The organism is Neorhizobium sp. PAMB6716 (assembly GCF_058242805.1).
Window position 1 is genome coordinate 2,234,898 of the sequence record NZ_CM177835.1, and the last position, 20,770, is coordinate 2,255,667.

Here is a 20,770-nt window from a genome sequence, read left to right on the forward strand (position 1 = left end):
CCGCTTCAAGCGCAGACCCGCACGCAAAGGAAAAGTCCATGGATCTCGGCCCGGCCCGCGCGCCCTCTCCCACCCTACCCGTCACGCTCACCATCAATGGAACGAGCCATTCGCTCGATATCCCGCCTTTCGTCACGCTGCTCGATCTTTTGCGCGGCCAGTTACATCTCACCGGCACCAAAAAGGGTTGCGATCACGGTCAGTGCGGTGCCTGCACCGTTCTGGTCGATGGCGTCAGGATCAATTCCTGCCTGAAATTCGCCGTCAGCCTTGATGGCACGGAAATCACCACCATCGAAGGGCTCGGCACGCCGGATCATCTGCATCCGCTGCAAAAAGCCTTTGTCGAACACGACGCCTATCAGTGCGGTTATTGCACGCCGGGCCAGATCTGTTCCGCCGCCGGCCTTCTCTCCGAAGGCCATGCCCATTCGCGCGAAGAAATCCGCGAGCTGATGAGCGGCAATCTCTGTCGCTGCGGCGCCTACACCAACATCGCCGATGCGATCGAGGATGTCATGGGCGCTGAAGGTCGCGATACCATCCGGGAGGCCGCCGAATGAGACAGTTCAGCTATCTGCGCCCGACAGGAATTTCCGATGCCGTGGCAGCCCTTGCCGCAGAACCCACCGCCCAGCTTCTCGCCGGCGGCACAAACCTCGTCGACCTGATGAAATACGATGTCGCCCAGCCCAGCGCCGTCATTGATATCAACGGCCTGCCGCTGAAGGACATCGAGGTTTTGGAGGATGGCGCCTATCGCATCGGCGCCCTCACCACAAACAGCCAGGTGGCCTATGATCCGCGCATCGCAAAGGACGTGCCGCTCCTGTCGTCCGCCATCCTTGCCGGCGCCTCGCCGCAGCTGCGCAACGCCGCCACATCCGGCGGCAACCTTTTGCAGCGCACCCGGTGCTATTATTTCTACGATCCCTCCACCCCCTGCAACAAGCGCGAGCCCGGCTCCGGCTGTTCCGCCATTGGCGGCATCAACCGCATCCACGCCATTCTCGGCGCGTCCGAGGCCTGCATCGCCACCCACCCGTCAGACATGTGTGTGGCACTGGCAGCGCTTGATGCAACGGTCGAGGTCACCGGCCCCACCGGTGCCCGCACCATCCCCTTCCTCGATTTCCACCGCCTCCCCGGCGATCATCCGGAGCTTGACAATACGCTGCAACGGGGCGAAATCGTCACCGGCATCCGTGTCGAAGGTGGCCGCTTTGCTGCCCATCACAGCTATCTGAAACTGCGCGACCGGCTGTCTTATGCCTTCGCGCTGGTCTCGGTTGCCGCAGCGCTCGATCTTGATGGCGACACGATCCTCGACGCCCGCGTGGCGCTCGGCGGCGTTGCCCACAAGCCGTGGCGAGATCCGCTGGCCGAAGCAGAACTCTCCGGCCAACCCGCCACCCGCGAAACCTTCGAGGCCTTTGCCGCGCGCCTTCTCATGGGTGCTGAAGGCCAGGGCCACAATGATTTCAAGATCCCCATGGCCCAGAAAGCCATCGCGCGCGCCCTCATGCAGGCCGCCTCCGGCCGCCCGCAGGTACAGTCGCAAAAGCGCGTGCGCTGAGGAGAACACCCATGACCATACAAACCAAAACCGGCCCGCTTGAAACCGCAGATCGCGTCATCGGTTTTCCGCTGTCGCGCATTGACGGACCGCTGAAAGTCACCGGCACCGCCCCTTATGCCGCCGAGCATCAGGGATATGGCATGCTGCACGGTTTTGTGGCGCTTGCCACCATCGCAGCCGGCCGTATCACCCGCATCGATACCGCCGATGCCGCAGCCTTTCCCGGTGTGATCAGGATCTACACCCACGAAAACCGGCCGCGCACCGCCTGGTGGGATAGCGCCTGGAAGGATGAAGTCGCCCTTCCCGGCCACCCGTTCCGCCCCCTCGAAAACGACCATGTCCTCTTTGACGGACAGCCGGTCGCCTTCGTTATCGCAAACACGTTCGAGGCTGCCCGCGATGCAGCCGCGCTGATCCGCATCGCTTACGAGGAAGATCAGCCGCACACCAGCATCGAGGTCGAGAGCGCAAAATCCTACGTGCCGAAGGAAAAGCGCTCCGGCATCGCCCCGCCGCCCTCTCCGCGCGGTGATGCCGACGCGGCGTTTGCAGCAGCCCCCTTCAAGGTATCGTCGGACTATACGCTGGAAGGCGAGCACCATAACCCGATGGAGCTTTTCGCGACCACCGTGCTCTACGAAGGCGACGGGCGCCTCACCATTCATGACAAGACACAAGGCTCGCAGAACAGCCAGGGTTATGTCTGCGGCATCTTCGAGTTGAAGCCCGAAAATGTCCGCGTCTTCAACTCCTATGTCGGCGGCGCCTTCGGCTCGGGCCTGCGCCCCAAACACCAGCTGTTCCTCGCCACCATGGCAGCGCTTGACCTGAAACAATCGGTGCAGCTGGAGATTAGCCGCCGCGAGATGTTCTATCTCACCTGGCGCCCGGCAACCGTCCAGACGGTCAAGATGGCCGCAGATGAAAACGGCCACCTCACCGCCATCCTCCACCACGCCGTACAGGCCACCTCGCTTTACGAGGATTACCAGGAGGTCGTCGTCAACTGGTCGGGCCTTCTCTACAAATGCGACAACGTCACGCTCACCTATGAACTGGCGGAAATGACCGTCTCCACCCCCGGAGACATGCGCGCGCCCGGTGCCGCCACCGGTGTTTTTGCGCTGGAATCGGCGATTGACGAACTCTCCTACCAGATCGGCCTTGATCCCTTGGAAATGCGCGTGCGCAATTTCGTCCATGTCGACCAGAACAAGGACCTGCAGCTCACCTCCAAGGCGCTGCACGCCTGTTACCGGCAGGGTGCCGAGCGGTTCGGCTGGGAAAAGCGCCTGCATGCCCCGCGCTCCATGCATGACGGGCAGGATCTCGTCGGCTGGGGCATGGCAACCGGCGTCTGGGAAGCACAGCTGACAAACGCTGCCGCCAAGGCACGGCTGAACGTCGATGGCAGCGTCACGGTCTCCGCTGCCGCCTCCGATATCGGCACCGGCACCTATACGATCCTTGCCCAGATCGGCGCCGAAGCCTTTGGCACCGACCCCAAAAACGTCACCGTCAGGATCGGCGACAGCAGCCTTCCCCAGACCTCGGTCGAAGGCGGCTCGTGGACGGCCGCCTCCAGCGGTTCGGCTGTCGCTGCCGCCGCCACCGCCGTGCGCCAGACCCTGCTCGATCACGCCAGAGAGATGGACACCTCCCCCTTCGACAGGCTCATCACCGTCGCCCAGACCGCCATCCGCGACGGCCGTCTTGTCCTTGAAATCAACGATCAGGTCGGCGTCGCCATCGCCGATATCATGGCCTCCAAAAATCTCTCCTTCATCGAGGAAGAGGCCAAGGTCGCCCCTGACCAGCAGCAGGCGAAAAAATTCGTCAGCTACACCCATGCCGCCCATTTTGTGGAGGTGATGATCGATGAGGAACTCGGCGTCATCCGCGTCACCCGCGTCGTCACCTCAATTGCCGCCGGCCGCATCCTCAATCCCAAAACCGCCCGCAGCCAGATCCTCGGCGGCGTCGTCATGGGCATCGGCATGGCGCTGCATGAAGAAGGCATGGTGGATCACCGCACCGGGCGCATCATGAACCACAATCTTGCCGAATATCATGTGCCCGTCCATGCCGATATCCACGACATCGAGGTGATCTTCGTTGAAGAACACGATGACAAGGCAAGCCCGATCGGCGTCAAGGGCTTGGGCGAAATCGGCATTGTCGGCATCGCCGCTGCCGTTGCCAACGCCATTTATCACGCCACCGGCACCCGCGTGCGCCATTTGCCCATGACCATCGACAAGGTGTTTTACGCCAAGGAGGCCGCCGAATGACCCGCCCGATCCCGCAAAATCCGCTGCGATACACACAAGATGTCGAGGATATCAGCCCCGACGAACCGCAGCTCGCCGAAGCGCTGGCCGAGACCATGCTGTCGATCTCCTACAAGACCTATGCCGACAGCGCCCATGCCATCCGCGCCGTCCACGCCAAGAGCCATGGCCTCCTTGCCGCCGAAGTCGAGATTCTGGACAACCTGCCGCCGCAGCTGGCGCAAGGCCTGTTTTCCCATCCCGGCACCTATGAGGCGATCCTGCGCCTCTCCACCACGCCGGGCGATATCCTGCATGACAGCGTCTCGGCCCCGCGCGGCATGGCGCTCAAAATCCTCGATGTCGAGGGCGAACGCTTGCCCGGTTCGGAACGCTCGCGCTCGCAGGACTTTGTCATGGTCAACGGCAAGGTGTTCAATTCGCCAAGCGGCGAAGCCTTTCTCGGCAGCCTGAAGCTTCTGTCTGCCACCACCGACCGCGTGGAAGGCGCCAAGAAACTTCTCTCCAAGGTGCTGCGCGGCATCGAAGGAGCACTGGAAACCATCGGCCACGAAAACACCACCCTGAAGGTCATGGGCGGCCAGCCGCTCACCCATATGCTCGGCGAAAGTTTCTTCACCCAGGTGCCCGTCCGTTACGGTGATTATATCGCCAAACTCGGCGTCGTCCCGGCCTCGGACAACCTGATAGCGCTGATCGATCAAAGCGTCGATGTGGCAAACGACCCCGAAACATTCCGCCACCTCATCGAGGAATTTTTCGAAACCGAAACCGCCGTCTGGCATCTCCAGGTGCAACTTGCGACCGATCTCAAATCCACCCCGGTCGAGGAACCGATGACACCGTGGGACGAGGACAAAAGCCCCTATGTCACCGTGGCCACCATCACCGCCGGCCCGCAGACCGCCTGGAGCGAGGAACGCTCACGACAGGTGGATGACGGCATGAAATTCTCCCCCTGGAACGGCCTTGGCGCCCACCAGCCGCTCGGCCAGATCATGCGCCTGCGCAAACTCGCCTACACCCGCTCCGCCGCCTTCCGCTCGGAGCGTAACCCCACAGCCGTCACCGAACCCATCACCTGCCCGTTTGCGTCAAGCACACCCGCAAGCGTGGTGGAGGAAACGGGGGCACGGGTGTTTCCTTGATCGGCCGACCTCGCAACCTGCCCTGCTGCCCCTCACCCTAACCCTTGTAACTTCCCAATAGCCGCATTTGGGTGTGTACTGCCCGATGCGGTGGCGGATGGGAGACCGACAAACCTTTGGGACACCAAGCCCGTGGGAGAGCAAGGGTCTTCGTCCGCCGTTCCATCGAACCCGAACAGTCGCCAGGACCGCTTGCGCAGGCAAAGTCCGTTTAGGCAAGGATGGGAAAAGATGGATATCGTTGTTGGGATCGATGTTTCGAAGGATCGTCTGGATATCGCCGTGGCGCCATCCGGTGTGACGTTTGCGGTGGAAAATACGCATGCGGGCGTCGAAGATCTGGTCTCGCGACTGCAATCGATCAAAGCCGATGCCGTTGCCATGGAAGCAACCGGCGGGTTTGAGATGCTGGCGGTGGCGGCGCTGTCTTCGGCGGGCTTTGCCGTCCTCGTGGTCAATCCGGCGCAGGTGCGTTCCTATGCCAATGCGATCGGCCGTCGCGCCAAGACAGATCCGATCGATGCGGCAGTGATTGCCGCTTTCGTGATTGCGACCCAGCCAGAGCTGAGACCACTCAAAGACTTGGAAACCCAGGCTTTGTCGGCACTTGTGGCCCGTAGGCGGCAGATCGTCCAGATGATCGTGGCCGAGGAAAACCGGGCGCGCATGGTTCTGGCGAAAGAGGCCCAGAAGAGCATTACGCGGTTGCTGAAAGCCCTCAAGCGCGAGCTGGAAAGTCTCGACGCCGATCTCGATGAACATATCCGCAAGTCGCCGCTGTGGCGGGTGCGCGAGCAGCTGCTGACATCGGTGCCGGGGGTGGGGCCCGCCACCGCTCGCACGCTGCTCGCCGAGATGCCGGAACTGGGCAGTCTCGATCGACGTCAGATCGCATGGCTTGCGGGTCTGGCACCCTTTACCCGACAATCGGGCACGTGGAAAGGCAAGAGCTTCATTGGCGGCGGCAGGGGCAAAGTGCGGGCCGTGCTGTTCATGGCAGCCCTCGTCGCCAGCCGGCACAACCCCGTGCTCAAAGCCTTTCGTGACCGTCTCGTCGCAGCCGGCAAACCCAAGATCGTCGCCATCGTCGCCATCGTCGCCACAATGCGCAAACTCCTCACCATGCTCAACGCCATCATCCGGGACCAAAAACCATGGCAAAACGCTTGACTGCAAAGACAGTCGCTCTCCCCGCTTGCGGGGCGAGGGTTAGGGCCTCTTTTCCCCTCGCACACCTACAATCACGTCCCGCAAAACGTCCGAAGCACCCGTTCCTCGTCACGTGGCGCCTGTGTCAGCGCCTCAAACTCCGCCCGGTCCTCGTAAGGCTCCGCAACGGCTGCCACCAGCGTCTCGAACGGCTGGAGATCGCCGGCCATGGCGGCCACGATCGCTTCCTCGATGCGATGGTTGCGGGGGATGAGCGCTGGGTTGACCGTATGCATCAGGGCACCCGCATCGCCTGCCTGGTCGCCCAGCCGGGCGCGCCAGAGCGGCAGCCAGCTTTCCGCCTTGTCCCAGGGGGCAAAACCTTCGAGGAAGGCGGCTTCCGCATCCAGCCGAGCCTTGTCGTCGCCGCCCTTCGCATCGGCAAGCGCGAGCTTCGTCAGCCGGCGAAACGTCAGCGTAAAATCGGCGCGCCCGGCATGCATGGCGGCCAGCAGGTCCTGCACCAGTTCGGCGTCGCCGGGCTCGGGCGTCCCGGCAATGCCGATCTTCCTTCTGAACACATCCAGCCAGGCCGCCTGGAACCGTTCGCCAAACGCCTTCAGCACGCCATTTGCCGCCTCCACCGCCTTTTCCTCGTCGGGATCGAGCAGCGGCAGCAGGCATTCGGCCAGTCGCGCGATATTCCATTGGGCAATGCCCGGCTGGTTGCGATAGGCATAACGGCCCTGCTGGTCGATGGAGGAAAACACCTTCATCGGATCATACTCGTCAAGAAAGGCGCAGGGGCCAAAGTCGATCGTCTCGCCTGAGATCGTCATATTATCGGTGTTCATCACGCCATGGATGAAACCTGCGCCAAGCCAGCGCGCAATCAGGTTTGCCTGGCGCATCGAGACGGCATCAAGCAGGGCGAGATAGGGATTGTCCGCCTCTCTCAGCGCCGGATAATGCCGGTCGATAACGTAATCGGCGAGCGTGCGAAGCGCTTCCGTATCGCCTTGCGCGGCAAAATACTGGAACGTGCCGATGCGCACATGGCTTGCCGCCACCCGCACGAAGACAGCACCCGGCAGAACCGTTTCGCGCTGAACCCCCTCGCCGGTCGCAACGGCGGCCAGTGCCCGGGTTGCGGGAATGCCAAGCCCCGCCATCGCTTCGGAGACGATATATTCGCGCAGCACCGGCCCGAGTGCGGCGCGCCCGTCGCCCCGGCGCGAAAACGGCGTCGGCCCTGCCCCCTTCAGCTGGATGTCGCGGCGCACCCCGTCAGTGTCCACCACTTCGCCGAGAAGAATCGCGCGGCCATCTCCCAGCCGCGGCACGAAATTGCCGAACTGGTGGCCCGCATAGGCCATGGCGAGAGGCTCGGCGCCCGAAGGCAAGACATTGCCGGAAAAAATTGCCGCCAGTCGCCCGGTGTCGTCAGCGTCCAGCGCAAGCTGCAATTTTTTTGCCAGCGCCCCATTGAATTTGATCAGGGCCGGCCCTTCGACTGCCTCCGGATAGACTGCCGCATGGAATTTTTCCGGCAGGCGCGCATAGGAATTATCAAATTTAAACAATGTTTTGCTCCTTGTCGGCGCAGGCTTTAGAGAACAGCCGCTGCCGTCTGGTTTCCGTCACGATATGGGGTCGCCAAAGCCGCCCGCAAGGCGTCTTGCCATACTTCCGCTACCGCCTCTTTCTTGGGCGACCGGCGCGTTTTCGAGCATTGCTGATACTCTGTTGTATTTTAGCTACAGCTTTTTCTCTCTCATGCACTACATGCCCCCTTGTCTTCAAAAAAGGGAATGCACCATGAAAAAGATCCTCTTCCTCGCATCGAGTGTCGCACTCTTCGGCTCGTCCGCTGCCTTTGCCGCTGATGCCATTTACGAAGCACCGCAGGCGCCTGTGGCTCAGGAAGTTGCCGCACCGGCCTTCACCTGGACCGGCGCGTATATCGGTGTTCTCGGCGGTTACGGCTGGGGCAACGGCGACTTTTCCGGCGGTGTCAACGGTTCGGAAGACTTTGACGGCGGCCGCATCGGTGGTTTCGTCGGTTATAACTGGGAAATGTCCTCCGGCTTCCTGCTCGGCCTCGAAGGCGACGTAAACTACGACTGGAACGAAGAAACCGTTGCCGGCGCCGATGTCGGCACCGATTTCTCGGGCTCCGTTCGTGGCCGCGTCGGTTACGCCATGGACCGCGCTGTCATCTTCGCAGCCGGCGGCTGGACGGCCACCAACGGTTACGTCGATGGCGCAGGCGTCGATGAAGACAAGACCTTCAGCGGCTGGACCGTTGGCGGTGGCGTCGATTACGCCTTCACCGACAAGATGTTCGGCCGTCTGGAATACCGTTACAACGATTACGGCGACAAGAACATTGCCGGCACGAACGTCGATTTCGACCAGCACGTGGTCAATGTCGGCCTCGGCGTCAAGTTCTGATCATCTGATCTTGAAAACAGTGCCGGGTCTGGTTTTCCAGACCCGGTTTTTTTGTGCCGAAATTCCGGCAACACGCCGTTTCTCAGTCCATGCCGAATTCCTGCCGGCGCGCGCCATCAAGGCGTGTCAGCGCCCGCGCATTAGCAAGCAGGCGGGCCGGATGTTTTAGCGTCTCGCGGTTGAGAAGATGTGCCCGCAACACACCCTTGGAGCGGCTGTGCGCCTCACCATGGCCGACACGGTAGATCGCCCCCGCAAACGGCAGCGGTTGAAGGGCACTTGCGCGCGCGCGCAAAATATCCTCGATCTTGATATGGCTTCCCATCATCGCCTTCACCCAGTCGATCGACGCCTCTTCGGCGCGCTCCGGCAGGTCATAAAGGTCAGCCCGCACCAGATGCGAGGTGCCGCAAAGCCTGTTGAATGCGCCGCGCCGCATCAGGAAGGAACTGCCTTCCGTCCACAGATAACCGTGTTCGACATACCAGCCATTGCTATCCCGGTGTGTGTCGGCAAAGGAGACAAGGTCGCGGCTGACGAAATCGTCGTCGTCGACCACCATCAGGAAACGCGCGCCGCGGGCCGCCAGCATGCCCGATAGCACCCGTTTGCCCTTGTCGGTGCGCACCGCCTCATAGATCGCCTCGCGGTTGGAAGGATCCATTTCGTAGAGCGGATTGGGCGGCAGATCGACACGCACCGCCACAAAACCCGGCGGCAGGTCCGGCAGGCGGGCCTCGCGATTGGCGACGATGACGCCGGTCCAGCGATTAGAGCGTTGCGCAGAAATGGACCGCATCGTCTGCTTCAGCCGTTCCATCAGGCGCGGCCAGTCCCGGGCATTGGCGGGATGGCGCACCGGAATGATAAAGGCCACCGTCTTGCCCTCGGCAAACCGGGGCATCGGCGCCAGGATTGCGGGATTTTCGCGGGTCTGCAGGACATCAACCATAGGCACTCCCCCAGGTTTTGCGAAGGCGACAGGCGGCCACGAAAAAATCGGCGCCGGCGCACATGCGCACCGACGGCAACAGCCTGTCTGCTTCTGAACAGCATTGGCGATATCAGGCGCCAACGATGGGTTGCGCTTCGCCGCAGGATACGTGCATTGGAATATCCTACCTGAAGCGGCCAGATGAAGCGGCTCAAATGCGTCAAAATCATGCCAGAATAGAATTTCTATTCTGGCGCGATTTTCAAGCGCGCTCACCCCTGCCTAAGATTGCAGGCCTCGGCCGTCCTAGGAGGATCGTAAAGGGGGGCGAACAGGCGCTCTGACACTCCCGTTCGGGGGCAAACTTAAAGACGGCGGCAAAGGCCCCTCGGGATAAGAGAACCGCCACCCGTCGGCGACAAACCCTGTCAGGCGTTGGCGAGTTTCTGTGGCGTATAACCCGCATCGCGAATGGCAGCTTCCGCAACCGCGGCATTGCCGCCCTCAAGGCTCACCCGGTGCTGGGCAAGGTCCACCGCAACGGGTACGCCCGGCAGCACCTCGTCGAGTGCTTGTTTGACCGCCTTCTCACAATGGCCGCAGGTCATGTCGGGCACGAGGAATGTCGTTGTCATGGTCGATGTCTCCTGTCTTGTCGTGTCAATCAGGTCCTAACCCTTCCCATAATGGGAAGGTCAACCTTTTTTCGCCGGCGCTTCGGCGGGTGTTTCAGGCGCCGCATGACCGGCGAGATCTTCGAGGATCGGGCAATCGGGCCGCGCATTGCCGCTGCAGCAATGGGCGAGATGTTTGAGCGTTTTCACCATCGCCTGCATCTCGCCGATGCGCCGTTCCAGATCCTCGATATGGCTTGTCGCCACCGCCTTGACGGCAGAACTTTCCCGCTCCCGGTCCTGCCAGAGCGCCAGCAGGCGTTCGGTTTCCTCCAGCGAAAAGCCGAGCGAGCGCGCCCGCTTGATGAAACGCAGCACATGCACGTCGCCGTCGCTGTAGACCCGGTAATTGTTGGCCGTGCGGGCGCTCGGCCGGATCAGCCCGATCTCCTCGTAATAACGGATCATCTTGGCGGAAACGCCCGATGCGCCGGATGCCTGCCCGATATTCATGCAACCTCTTTCTGCACGGCAAGGCGCTTCAGCCTGAGCGCGTTGGAGAGAACGAAAACGCTGGAGAGCGCCATGGCGCCGGCGCCGATCATCGGCGACAGCTGAATGCCGAAGCTCGGATAAAGCGCGCCGGCAGCAAGCGGGATCAGCGCCACATTGTAGCCAAACGCCCAGAACAGGTTCTGGCGAATGTTTTTCATCGTGGCACGGCTGACGGCGATGGCCGACACAACGCCCGTCAGCGCACCGTTCGATAAAACCACATCGGCGCTTTCGATGGCGACATCCGTGCCTGTGCCGATCGCAATGCCGATATCGGCAAAGGCCAGCGCCGGCGCATCATTGATGCCATCACCGACGAAGGCGATCTTTTTGTCCGGGCCTGCCCCGCCCTCAGCGGCCCGGAGATCCCGGATCGCCTCCACCTTGCCGGCCGGCAGAACCTCTGCCACGACATGGTTTATGCCGACCTGACGGGCAATGGCATTGGCCGTGCGGGCATTGTCGCCGGTCACCATGGCAACCGATAGACCCATCGCCTTCAACTGCGCAATCGCTTCCACGCTCGTCGGCTTCAGCGGATCGGCAACGGCGAGGATCGCCGCCAGCCTGCCGCCGATCGCCGCATAAAGCGGCGTCTTGCCCTCATCGCCCAGCCGCGCCGCCATGTGCGAAAACTCAGCCACCGAAAGCCCGAGTTTTTCCATAAAACGATCAGCCCCGATGCAGACGATCACCCCCTCCACCTCAGCCTCGATGCCATAACCGGGTTCGGCCTTCACCGCCTTAGCCTCAGCGATCATAAGTCCGCGGGCTTTGACAGACGCGACGATCGCCTCTGCCACCGGATGTTCCGAGCGTGCCTCGACGGCGGCAACCTTCGCAAGAACCGCATCCGCCTCGAAGCCGCCGGTCACCAGAATATCCGTGAGTTGCGGGCGCCCTTGCGTCACCGTGCCGGTCTTGTCGAGAACCACGGTGGTGACACCCGCCAGCGCCTGCAGCGCATCGCCTTTGCGAAACAGAACGCCAAGATCTGCCGCGCGCCCGGTGCCAACCATGATGGACGTCGGCGTTGCAAGCCCCATGGCGCAGGGGCAGGCAATGATCAGCACTGCAACGGCTGCCACCAGTGCATGCGGCAAGGCAGGCTCCGGTCCCACCATCAGCCAGACGGCGAAGGTGAGCAAGGCCACCGCAATCACCGCCGGCACGAACCAGCCGGTCACCCGGTCCACCACCGCCTGGATCGGCAGCTTTGCGCCTTGTGCCGTTTCCACCAGCGCAATGATCTGCGAGAGCACCGTCTCGGCCCCGACCTTTTCGGCGCGAAACCGAAAACTGCCGCTGCCATTGATCGTGCCGCCGGTCACCGGTGAACCCGCCGTCTTTTCCACCGGCAGCGGCTCGCCGGAAATCATCGATTCGTCGATATTGGAGGCCCCGTCGAGAACCGTGCCATCCACCGCCACACGCTCGCCCGGCCGCACGATCACCATATCGCCGGCCATGACCTCGTCGGTCGGGATATCAAAGGTTTGCCCGTCGCGCTCCACCCGTGCCGTTTTTGCCTGCAGGCCCATCAGCCGGCGGATGGCAAGGCCGGTGCGCCCGCGGGCCCGCGCCTCCAGCAGCCGGCCGAGCAGGATCAGCGTCACGATGACGGTTGCCGCCTCGTAATAGACAAAGCGGGACTGTTCCGGCAAAAGCCCGGGCAAAAACGTCACCACCAGCGAATAGAGATAGGCCGCCGTCACGCCGACCGCGACCAGCGAATTCATTTCCGGATGGCCGCGCAACAGCGCTGGAATTCCCGCCTTGAGGAACCGCCAGCCCGGCCCGAAAATCACGCCGGTGGAGAGCGCCGCGTAGACATAATAAAGCACCTGCTGGTCCACGGCCCCCATCAGCGCGTGGTGGAAGGGTGGATAAAGATGGCCGCCCATTTCCAGCACGAACAGCGGCAGCGTCAGCACGCCGGCAATCGCCAGATCGCGCTTGAGGATGCCGGCATCCTCGTCATGATGGTTATGCGCGTGGCCCTCTGCCGGATGCCCGGCCGTCCCTCCCGCCTGCGGCCCGGCGGCACCCCCTGGCGCTGCAAGGGCAAAGCCCGCCGCCGTCAAGGCTGAAGTCAACGCCCGCTTGCCGTCGCGCCCGAACATGTCGACAGAAATCTCTGCGCGCCCCACCTCGATTTCTGTGGAAACGACACCGCGCACCGCCATCAGCACGGCCTGAAGCCGGGCCGCCGCCGGCGCGTCGGGCACGTTCGCAAGCGTCAGCGAAATCTGCTCCGCCTTCGGCTCGTAACCGGCCTTTCGAATGGCGGCGGCCAGCTTTTCGGCGGAAAAGCCGGCGCCGGGCTCCACGGTCAGGCTTTCGGTTGCAAAATTCACCGCACTGGAGGCCACTCCCTCCACCTTGCCGGCCGCCATTTCAACGCGGCGCACGCAGGAGGCGCAGGTCATCCCCTCCACGGCAATGACGATCGGGTCTTGCGGGGGATGGCGAGCGGGTGCGGCTGAAATGGCAGTCATGGCGGGGGTCCTCATGTTACCCACCCCATGTAGGGCTTCCCATCATGGGAAGGTCAAGGGCACAGGGCGCAGAAACTCACCCCATGCGGTAGAGAAAAAGCTGCGTGCGGCGCCGGTCGGGAAGCTCCCAGACTTCGTGCGGCTCGATGCCCTCCACGGCAAAGCTGTTGGAGACGAGAAGGCTGCCGGGTTTCATCTCGGCTTTTGCCTTCCTGTAAAGCGCCGGCATCGGCTCGGGCGACAGGAAGGTGTAGACGACATCCATATCCGACAGATTGACCGTCCAGAGATCCCGGCGAACAATAGTGCCGCGCCGCTTCAGGCTGGAAAGCACGCGGGCAATCAAGAACGCCATCGGTGCCGTCTCGACGCCGCTTGCCGTATAACCATTGCCGGCGACAGTGCGCACTACACCGCCAAAACCGCAGCCGAGATCGATGAAGCGGTGTGCACCCCGGTCGCGCATCAACTGGCAGAGCGCCTGCGCCGTTTGCCGGTTGCTGAGGTAAAGCGGCACCCGCTCGCGCGCCGTGTTGGAAAAAAACAGGTAAAGCACCACAAAGGCCAGCCCGAACGGCCAGGCGGGCACATCGTGAAGGTTCAGCCCGAGGTAAAGGGCAAGCGGAAACAGCGCCGCGATCCATAGCCACCACACCTGCAGGCGCAATAAATAACTAACCCCCGCCGCCAAAAACGCCTGCACCGCAACCAGCACCAGCAGGGCCGTTTCAGGCACCCAAAAGCCTGCCAGCAGAAACGCCAGGCCAAACGTCGCCACCCCCGCCACCAGCTGGGCAAGGATTGCGGCAAGAATGGGAATTTGGCGAATCGTGTTCATCGGCAACCGGCGGGCGTGTGGCACGGTTGTGCGAAAACGCCGGGCGGAACACAAGCGGTTTTGCGGGAGATGTCGAGCCGTGTTCTGGTGACAGGCCCGCCGCAGGCATGGTGGCACTCCCGGCGCCCCCTGACGGGCGGCATTTTCAGCGCCTCCTCCCCCTCTCCTTCGCTTGGCGAGAAGAGGGCCGGGCGAAGGGCCCTTCCTCTCAAGCGGCTGATGCCGCGTGCAAAAAAGTCCCTCATCCCGCTGCCGCGACCTTTTCCCCGGTGTCACGAGGAGAAGGGAAACCGGGGCCGGCCCTCCGGCCGAGAAAAGGTTGGCGCAGCGCTTAAACCGCGTGCATGCCGCCATAGATGACGATGATGCCGATGAAGATGCCGAGGACGGCCACGGCAACGCAGCAGCCGATCAGAAGAAGGCTGCCGCCGGCAAATTTCTGTCTGGGCCGGTCGATGCGCGGATTGCTCTTTCGCGTGTCCATGATGTCTCCAATGCTCTAACCATCAGACCATCCAACTGCCGCCTTGCCGCCCGAGTTCCAATCCACAAGCGGCCTTGCGAAATCCGCTTCCGCCGGACGCGCCCTCTCGGCCCTGCCCGCCCCGCAAGGTGGGGACTATCGCATAGGAGACAAGTCCCCTCCCAAACCCTCCCCACAAGGGGGAGGGCTTAACCCGGCCGCACCCTCTGTTTCAGGAATCGGGCAGTTGTCACGTCGGTTCTCCCCCCTTTGGGGGGTCCGAAGGACGGGGCGAGACCTGTGGCTCGACCCCGGTCAGCCCGGCAGGGCAGAGAGGGTTTTTTCAAATGCGATAGCCGTACCCTTTCGGAGAGCGCGAAGGAGGGGCGAGACCCGTGGCTTGCCCCCCCCAAAAAATCCCCCTCACCCCTTCACATAATTGCGCCAGTCATGCTCCTCGACAAAGCCCAGCACGTCGCGGATTTTTGCGTTGCTGATCGGCGCCGCATACCCTTCCAGCGTGCCTGATATCGGCGTTCCCGGCGCATATTTGCCCAGAAACGCGCGGGTCGGCTCGTTTGCGGTGATCGTGTCGTTGACGGCGTTGAACACCTGGAAACCCAAACCATCCGTCTCGATGCCGCGCCAGACGATCTGGCCGAGATCGCGCGCGTCGATATAACTCCAGGCATTGCGCTTGCGGCTTTCGGGCTTTGCCAGAAAACCCGGAAAATTGGCGTAATCCTCGGGCGAAATGACATTGCCGATGCGAAGCGCATAGATATCGGCCTTGTAGCGCATGGCAAAGGCGCGGGCGGTCTTTTCGTTCACCACCTTGGACAGGCCATAACTGTCCATCGGGTCGACGTCATACTCTTCCGTCAGCGGAAACTGGTGATAATCCTTGTCGCCCTCGGCAAAACACACGCCATAGGTCGTTTCGCTGGAGGCGATGATGACCTTTTTGATGCCAAGCTTCATCGCAGCTTCGATGACATTGTAGGTGGAGAGCGTGTTCGCGGCAAAGGTGGTGTTGTCGGGTTTTAGGAGAATGCGCGGCACGGCGGCAAAATGCACGACGGCATCGACGGGTGCCGGACCCTTGCCGGTTTCAAGGCCGGAAAAATCAAAATGCATGGACAGCGCGTTAAACACCTGCCCGCTATCGGTGAGATCCACGTTGAGCGTCGTCACGCCCTCGCAATCGAGCGGCGCCAGATCGAGGTTGAACACCTCAAATCCCTTGTCGCGCAGAAAAGGCACCGCATGCCGCCCCGCCTTGCCGCTGCCGCCGGTAAAAATGACCCGCTTGCCCATGATGAAAAATCCTCCCTGATGTGTCTGGTTGGGCAAGACATAGGGTGTGAGACCGGAAATGGGAAGGCGGGCCGGCCGATGACGGTTTTGACGGTCTGCCGGCGCGCGCCGTGCGCCTCAAAACCTCCCGCCAGTCGAAAACACCGGGTAGACCGGCACCTTACGCCACGCGGCGGAAGGCAAAACGTTTGCCATCGGTGGTGGAGACAAGCCCCATGCGAAACAGCGCGGCCAGCACGGCATTAACCGCGCCCAGGCATTTGCGGCCCTGTTTGAACGCGGACGCGATGTTTTCCGCATCCAGCATGCCGTCGGCGGCCATCAACTGATGCAGAACGGCCGGCGTCTGGTCGCGCTCGTCTGCGGGGAAACCGGGTTTGGGGCCGGAGACCGCCGCCAGAATGGCCTCGCCCAGATCCGCCTCCATCTGCTCTTCCTTCTCCTTGGCCGAGCCGAAACGCGGGATCTGGTATTCGGGCCTCAGCCAGCGCACCTTTCCGCGCTTTTCCTCTTTCGCCCGCTCCCGGTTCAGCGCCACAAGACGGGAAAGCACCTCTTCTTCCGGAAGATCGACCGGCCAGCCATAGGCTTGCGACACCGCCAGATCGAGTTTTTCGTGCAGTTCCTTCAGGATCAGCACCAGACCGTCCTCGAAAATGCGGCTTTCCTTGGTCGGCAGATCTTCAGGTCTTGCGCCCGCCTTCAGCCGCTCCAGCACATTATAAAGCCCGGTCAACGTCAGGTGCGCATGCGCCTCCAGCACACGCTTGCGATGCGCATCGAGTTCTTCGGCAATGGCGCCGATTTTTTGTTTCTGGTCTTCGGAGGTTTCGGGGAATGGGAAGGGGTCGAAAGTGCGTGTTTTTGTGTAGACAGAGTCGTTACCGACGCCAAGCCAGCCACCTGTCCTAAGCGACCAAAGAACATGGAAGCGTGAACTGAGAATTCCTAGAGTATGAGGATCGTCAGACGCGACGATAACAATTTTGTCGACGCAGACCACATCACTCGAGATGAACTGGAAAACACGGTGCTTTGCGGTATCTACAGTCGCAATTACGTTTTCAAGTACGGCGGAGGCTGCGCGCAACTCTTGCCGTGGTTTTCCAAATACCCACCATTGCTCCAGATAGGCTTGAGCGTCTTTTGTAGGTGAGCGTTCGTACTGGGCAGTACGCTCAACCTTAACGGTTGAAAGCAGGTGCTGATAGATTGCGGGGAATCTGTTCCTGAGATCTTCGGCTGTAAGACCGAATGCGTCGATCACAAAGTTATCTTTACATCGCTGCGCAAGGTCCATCCCATTCCGATATGGCTTTATTACGCTTTTGATCTCAGGGCGGCCTTCCAACCCGAAGAAGTTGGCTTCATCCCTCAATAGAACAAAACCTTTACCGTGCAGCTTGACGCCGTCGTGGCCAAGTCCCACGTTCGCCTTCAACTCCATCGCAGCCGTGACATCCACGCCAACAGTCAGATCCGCATTGATCCTGCCCGTCTTTTCGGAAAACAAGATCACCGGACTGTCGGTCTCCACCGCCTCTTCGGAAACAACCTCCAGCAACCGTCCCTCATGTTTGCCGGCTTCCGCCACCGTCATGGCAATGCGCACGGCGGCGCTGTCGCGCGTCACCTTCGTCCACGGATGGTCGGCAATCGCCATCGTGAGCGACAGCGGTTTCTTGGCATTCAGATAGGGCTCCATCACCCGGCGCTGAAACACCTGGCTGATGGAATTGGTGGTGACGAAACCGAAGCGTTTGAGGCTGCTCTTCGGTTTCAGCAGAATTTCCGCCGAACGGTCCCACCAGTACATGACGAAATCGGCGCTTTCGTTCATATGGCCATGCGCCTTCCACAGCGCCTCGGCATAACCTGCCCCCATGCGGGCCCGAATATCCTTGCCGCCGACAAAGGGCGGGTTGCCGACGATATAATCGGCCTTCGGCCAATCCGGCCGGCGCGGGTTGGGATAGGTTTCCTTGCCATCGACCACTTTGGGCATGGGATAACCATCCCATTTCAGCACCGCATCCATGTTCTGGATATTCTTGAACGCCTTCAGGATCGGTTCGGAGGGGGCAACGCCGCGATTGCGAAAATGCCATTGCAGATGGCCGATCCACAAAACCAGCTCGGCAATGGCGGCAGCGCGCGGGTTCACTTCAAGCCCTAAAAACTGGTGCGGATCCACCGTATGGCTTTCGAGCGCCAGCCCTTCCTGCCCGCCGAGATTGACCAGCGCCTCCAGCACCTCGCCCTCCAGCCGCTTCATCAGCTCCAGCGAGACATAAAGAAAATTGCCGGTGCCGCAGGCCGGGTCCAGCACGCGGGTTTCGCACAGCCTGTCGTGAAAGGCCTGCACGGTCTTGATTGCCGCTTCGGCCTTGCCCTCCGCCTTCTGCCGGTCGGCGGTGGAGCGGGCATTGTCCCATTCGGATCGCAACGGATCGATGACGGTTGCGATGACAAGGCGTTCCACATAAGCGCGCGGCGTGTAATGGGCGCCGAGCTTGCGCCGGTCATCAGGATCGAGCGCCTGTTCCAGAAACGTGCCGAAAATGGCGGGCTCGACATCCTTCCAGTCGTAGCGGGCAGCCGCTGCCAGTTCGCCCAGTTCCTCTTTCGCCAAAGGCAGGGCGCGGCGGTTCTTGAAAAATTCGCCGTTGAACTTTTTCACCCGGTCGCGGATCGTGGCGGAAAAGCCGCCCTCGTCCATGGCCTTCCACAGGTCTTCCATCATGCCCGGAAAGATCGCCGGTTTTTGCGCACATTCCTGCAACAGCGCCTTGAAGCAATCCTTTGGCAGAAGGTCCACGTCCTCGGCAAACATGGTGAAAAGCATGCGCATGAGGAACATCGCCACCTCTTCCGTCGGGTGGCCGGATTTTTCCAGCGCCTGGCTGACGCGGGCAATACGGGTGGCAATTTCCCGCGTCACCTTTGCCGCATGGCGTGACGGATCAAGCGAGATCGGATCGCTCCAGATCGCCTTCAGCCGGTCGCGCACCTTATCGTCGCGCAGATCTTCCAGATAGATACGGAAGGTGCGGCGGTCAGGAAACTGGTCATAGGCCTTTCCGTCGCGGCGGAAATTGGCATAGACCTCGATGGCATGGCCGACATCGCAGACCAGCACGAAAGGCGGCGGCTCATGGGCGGCGGGCAGAAGCCGCACATAATTTTCGCCCTGCGCGCGGGCATTCAGCATCAGCACGTCCCAGGAGCGGTTGGCGCTGGCGCGTTTTCCGCGCGGGGCTGTCTCGTTTAAAAGCGTCAGACCGGGCATTTGCGGCGCGCCGGAGAGTTTCTTGTCCCCCGACAACCGGCTCTGCTTGGCCTCCAGCACAAAACAGTCGCGCTTGTAGAGATCGATGCGCTTGGAGGAGACGGTGCCATCGCGGGCTTTTTCCTTCACCACGCGCTCGAAGACATAGTCATTGTCCTCATGTGCGGCGGAGGCGGGATCGGGATGCGCAAGGCCGAGGAGGTCGCAGAGTTCCGTCAGGAAAAGCGCGTAATTGGCCCTTTCCTGGCCACCCTCCTGCCCCTGCCAGCGCTTGATGAATGCCTCAACCCTTGCCTGCACGTCCACGCGTTTCCCCTTTATCTTGCGCCGCGATCATAAGCATCGCACAGGTGGAGGCAACGGGGAAAAGGCGGGGGTGAGGTTTGCGGCTCAACACCGAATGATATCAATGTAACCGCCTGCGGCTATCTTGCCGATGGTGGCATCGCGGCTGACGACCGGGGCTTTTTTGTATCGCGCGGTTGCCATGATGTAACAATCGCCCGGATCTTTATGTCCGGTCACTGCAATCATGGTTGCGGCTTCAAGAGCCACCGCTGAACCGATGGGCACAAGTTTGCAGGACGTTGCCGCAACGGCCGCCCTGAACCAGTCCCTCACAGCGACATTTTCGATATCAGGTGCGTTCGCCTTCTTGTTGACGGCGATGGCCAGTTCCCATGCCGTGATCGGTGACACAAACAGTGTCCCGCTCTCCTGTGCAGCGGCAATCGCAACCAATGCGTCTTCATGAAGTGTTTCGGGCTGCGTGACCAACCACAACAGTGCGTGCGTATCGAGGACGACGCCCGCCAACTACTTGGGCTTCTTGCGGACCGTTTGGCCGAGAGCCTGGCTGGCAATGGGCTTGGTCAGGTCAAGGCCGGGCTGAATGGAGAGCTTGTTGTCCTTCAAGGCGCCGGCCCCTTGCACAGTCACAACCTGCCCGGTCCGCGAATTGCGGACTGTCATGCTGGACGGTTTCATCTTCAGCTGTGCCATGGCCCTAACATGAGCCGAAACCGTGCGCTCTTCAAGTCGGCAGAATGCGAATATGCTGCCTTCGATCCGTTATAGGGTCGCGCAGATGACGGCCCCTTCAACCTCTGCCGGATCTTGCCCCCTCACCGTCGCGCCTGCGCCGTTTCGCCCACATGCAGCGGCCAATCGACGAGATAGTCCTCAAAATCCTCGGCGGGCACGTCCATTTCGCTCACCGTGCGGTTTTTGGCCGAAATGCCGGCCTGATGCACGGTGTCGGCGCTGCCGGAAACGAGCGGGTGCCACCAGTAAAGGTCTTCGCCATCGCGGATCAGGCGGTAACCGCAGGTGGGGGGAAGCCAGGGGATGTCGCGCACCGCTTCCACCGTCAGCTGGATGCATTCCGGCACGATGTCCTGCCGGTTTTCATAGTCCGAGCAGCGACAGCTTGTGCCGTCCAGGAGGCGACAGGCAACGGAGGTGAAGGCCACCTCACCGGTGTCCCAATCCTCCAGCTTGTTGAGACAACAGAGCCCGCAGCCGTCGCAGAGGCTTTCCCATTCGGCCTGGCTCATCTCCTCCAGGCTTTTCGTTTTCCAGAACTGATTTTCCATCTTGTCTTTTTTAGCACCGGCTGAACATATTTCGCTGAACACA

The 20,770-nt window shown here is 61.6% G+C and carries 18 protein-coding genes; 6 read left to right on the forward strand and 12 right to left on the reverse strand.

Going from position 1 to position 20,770, the window contains the following annotated elements; genetic code table 11:
* Positions 1-38 precede the first annotated feature (38 nt).
* The 5 genes from AC4CWH_RS10955 (at position 39) to AC4CWH_RS10975 (ending at position 6,191) form a co-directional block, all read left to right on the forward strand.
* Entirely contained in the window at positions 39-563 is a 525-nt protein-coding gene (locus tag AC4CWH_RS10955; RefSeq protein WP_491318758.1) for a (2Fe-2S)-binding protein, read from the forward strand.
* A complete protein-coding gene (locus tag AC4CWH_RS10960; RefSeq protein ID WP_491318759.1) occupies positions 560-1,576 on the forward strand; it encodes an FAD binding domain-containing protein in 1,017 nt (338 codons plus the stop codon). Before AC4CWH_RS10955 ends, AC4CWH_RS10960 begins: the two co-directional genes overlap by 4 nt.
* An 11-nt stretch (positions 1,577-1,587) precedes the next feature.
* Entirely contained in the window at positions 1,588-3,873 is a 2,286-nt protein-coding gene (locus AC4CWH_RS10965; RefSeq protein WP_491318760.1) for a xanthine dehydrogenase family protein molybdopterin-binding subunit, read from the forward strand.
* Positions 3,870-5,021, forward strand: coding sequence for a catalase family protein (locus AC4CWH_RS10970; RefSeq protein ID WP_491318761.1), 1,152 nt, complete (start codon positions 3,870-3,872; stop codon positions 5,019-5,021). The genes AC4CWH_RS10965 and AC4CWH_RS10970 overlap by 4 nt, the downstream gene beginning before the upstream one ends.
* 231 nt (positions 5,022-5,252) lie before the next feature.
* Complete coding sequence (locus AC4CWH_RS10975) at positions 5,253-6,191, forward strand: IS110 family RNA-guided transposase (protein ID WP_491318762.1); 939 nt, start codon at positions 5,253-5,255, stop codon at positions 6,189-6,191.
* A gap of 71 nt (positions 6,192-6,262) precedes the next feature.
* Here the strand turns inward: AC4CWH_RS10975 and AC4CWH_RS10980 are convergent, their stop codons facing one another.
* Positions 6,263-7,753 (reverse strand): protein adenylyltransferase SelO, encoded by a 1,491-nt coding sequence (locus AC4CWH_RS10980; RefSeq protein WP_491318763.1) that lies wholly within the window; start codon positions 7,751-7,753, stop codon positions 6,263-6,265.
* A 235-nt stretch (positions 7,754-7,988) separates the two neighbouring features.
* Here AC4CWH_RS10980 and AC4CWH_RS10985 point away from each other — a divergent pair, with 235 nt between their 5' ends.
* The gene (locus AC4CWH_RS10985; protein WP_491282063.1) at positions 7,989-8,624 is read left to right on the forward strand and encodes an outer membrane protein; all 636 of its coding nucleotides are present in this window, start codon (positions 7,989-7,991) and stop codon (positions 8,622-8,624) included.
* Positions 8,625-8,706: 82 nt separating this feature from the next.
* Here the strand turns inward: AC4CWH_RS10985 and AC4CWH_RS10990 are convergent, their stop codons facing one another.
* The 11 genes from AC4CWH_RS10990 to AC4CWH_RS11040 all read right to left on the reverse strand — a co-directional run bounded on the left by AC4CWH_RS10990 (position 8,707) and on the right by AC4CWH_RS11040 (position 20,727).
* Positions 8,707-9,528: a galactosyl transferase gene (locus AC4CWH_RS10990; protein WP_491321412.1), complete on the reverse strand. Its 822-nt coding sequence runs from the start codon at positions 9,526-9,528 to the stop codon at positions 8,707-8,709.
* Positions 9,529-9,986: 458 nt separating this feature from the next.
* A complete protein-coding gene (locus tag AC4CWH_RS10995; RefSeq protein ID WP_491282064.1) occupies positions 9,987-10,193 on the reverse strand; it encodes a heavy-metal-associated domain-containing protein in 207 nt (68 codons plus the stop codon).
* Positions 10,194-10,253: 60 nt separating this feature from the next.
* Complete coding sequence (gene cueR, locus AC4CWH_RS11000) at positions 10,254-10,685, reverse strand: Cu(I)-responsive transcriptional regulator (RefSeq protein WP_491318764.1); 432 nt, start codon at positions 10,683-10,685, stop codon at positions 10,254-10,256.
* Positions 10,682-13,225, reverse strand: coding sequence for a heavy metal translocating P-type ATPase (locus AC4CWH_RS11005; protein ID WP_491318765.1), 2,544 nt, complete (start codon positions 13,223-13,225; stop codon positions 10,682-10,684). Before AC4CWH_RS11005 ends, cueR begins: the two co-directional genes overlap by 4 nt.
* Before the next feature lie 76 nt (positions 13,226-13,301).
* Entirely contained in the window at positions 13,302-14,063 is a 762-nt protein-coding gene (locus AC4CWH_RS11010) for a class I SAM-dependent methyltransferase (RefSeq protein ID WP_491318766.1), read from the reverse strand.
* 331 nt (positions 14,064-14,394) lie between these two features.
* Entirely contained in the window at positions 14,395-14,547 is a 153-nt protein-coding gene (locus AC4CWH_RS11015) for a hypothetical protein (RefSeq protein WP_491282068.1), read from the reverse strand.
* Positions 14,548-14,949: 402 nt separating this feature from the next.
* Positions 14,950-15,843 carry an NAD-dependent epimerase/dehydratase family protein gene (locus tag AC4CWH_RS11020; protein WP_491318767.1) on the reverse strand — a complete coding sequence of 298 codons (894 nt, stop codon included), beginning with the start codon at positions 15,841-15,843 and terminating at the stop codon, positions 14,950-14,952.
* Between the two features lie 160 nt (positions 15,844-16,003).
* Positions 16,004-19,438 carry a class I SAM-dependent DNA methyltransferase gene (locus AC4CWH_RS11025; RefSeq protein ID WP_491318768.1) on the reverse strand — a complete coding sequence of 1,145 codons (3,435 nt, stop codon included), beginning with the start codon at positions 19,436-19,438 and terminating at the stop codon, positions 16,004-16,006.
* 84 nt (positions 19,439-19,522) lie between these two features.
* Entirely contained in the window at positions 19,523-19,948 is a 426-nt protein-coding gene (locus AC4CWH_RS11030; RefSeq protein WP_491318769.1) for a type II toxin-antitoxin system VapC family toxin, read from the reverse strand.
* Entirely contained in the window at positions 19,949-20,134 is a 186-nt protein-coding gene (locus AC4CWH_RS11035; protein ID WP_491282072.1) for a hypothetical protein, read from the reverse strand.
* Positions 20,135-20,256: 122 nt separating this feature from the next.
* Positions 20,257-20,727: a YcgN family cysteine cluster protein gene (locus tag AC4CWH_RS11040; protein WP_491282073.1), complete on the reverse strand. Its 471-nt coding sequence runs from the start codon at positions 20,725-20,727 to the stop codon at positions 20,257-20,259.
* Positions 20,728-20,770 lie beyond the last annotated feature (43 nt).

What these genes read in the sequence shown, in the direction of transcription:
- AC4CWH_RS10955 (WP_491318758.1), top strand. Translation starts at nt 39, where the DNA reads ATGGATCTCGGCCCGGCCCGCGCGCCCTCTCCCACCCTACCCGTCACG.
- AC4CWH_RS10960 (WP_491318759.1), top strand. Translation starts at nt 560, where the DNA reads ATGAGACAGTTCAGCTATCTGCGCCCGACAGGAATTTCCGATGCCGTG.
- AC4CWH_RS10965 (WP_491318760.1), top strand. Translation starts at nt 1,588, where the DNA reads ATGACCATACAAACCAAAACCGGCCCGCTTGAAACCGCAGATCGCGTC.
- AC4CWH_RS10970 (WP_491318761.1), top strand. Translation starts at nt 3,870, where the DNA reads ATGACCCGCCCGATCCCGCAAAATCCGCTGCGATACACACAAGATGTC.
- AC4CWH_RS10975 (WP_491318762.1), top strand. Translation starts at nt 5,253, where the DNA reads ATGGATATCGTTGTTGGGATCGATGTTTCGAAGGATCGTCTGGATATC.
- AC4CWH_RS10985 (WP_491282063.1), top strand. Translation starts at nt 7,989, where the DNA reads ATGAAAAAGATCCTCTTCCTCGCATCGAGTGTCGCACTCTTCGGCTCG.
- AC4CWH_RS10990 (WP_491321412.1), bottom strand. Translation starts at nt 9,528, where the DNA reads ATGCCCCGGTTTGCCGAGGGCAAGACGGTGGCCTTTATCATTCCGGTG.
- AC4CWH_RS10995 (WP_491282064.1), bottom strand. Translation starts at nt 10,193, where the DNA reads ATGACAACGACATTCCTCGTGCCCGACATGACCTGCGGCCATTGTGAG.
- cueR (WP_491318764.1), bottom strand. Translation starts at nt 10,685, where the DNA reads ATGAATATCGGGCAGGCATCCGGCGCATCGGGCGTTTCCGCCAAGATG.
- AC4CWH_RS11005 (WP_491318765.1), bottom strand. Translation starts at nt 13,225, where the DNA reads ATGACTGCCATTTCAGCCGCACCCGCTCGCCATCCCCCGCAAGACCCG.
- AC4CWH_RS11010 (WP_491318766.1), bottom strand. Translation starts at nt 14,063, where the DNA reads ATGAACACGATTCGCCAAATTCCCATTCTTGCCGCAATCCTTGCCCAG.
- AC4CWH_RS11015 (WP_491282068.1), bottom strand. Translation starts at nt 14,547, where the DNA reads ATGGACACGCGAAAGAGCAATCCGCGCATCGACCGGCCCAGACAGAAA.
- AC4CWH_RS11020 (WP_491318767.1), bottom strand. Translation starts at nt 15,843, where the DNA reads ATGGGCAAGCGGGTCATTTTTACCGGCGGCAGCGGCAAGGCGGGGCGG.
- AC4CWH_RS11035 (WP_491282072.1), bottom strand. Translation starts at nt 20,134, where the DNA reads ATGGCACAGCTGAAGATGAAACCGTCCAGCATGACAGTCCGCAATTCG.
- AC4CWH_RS11040 (WP_491282073.1), bottom strand. Translation starts at nt 20,727, where the DNA reads ATGGAAAATCAGTTCTGGAAAACGAAAAGCCTGGAGGAGATGAGCCAG.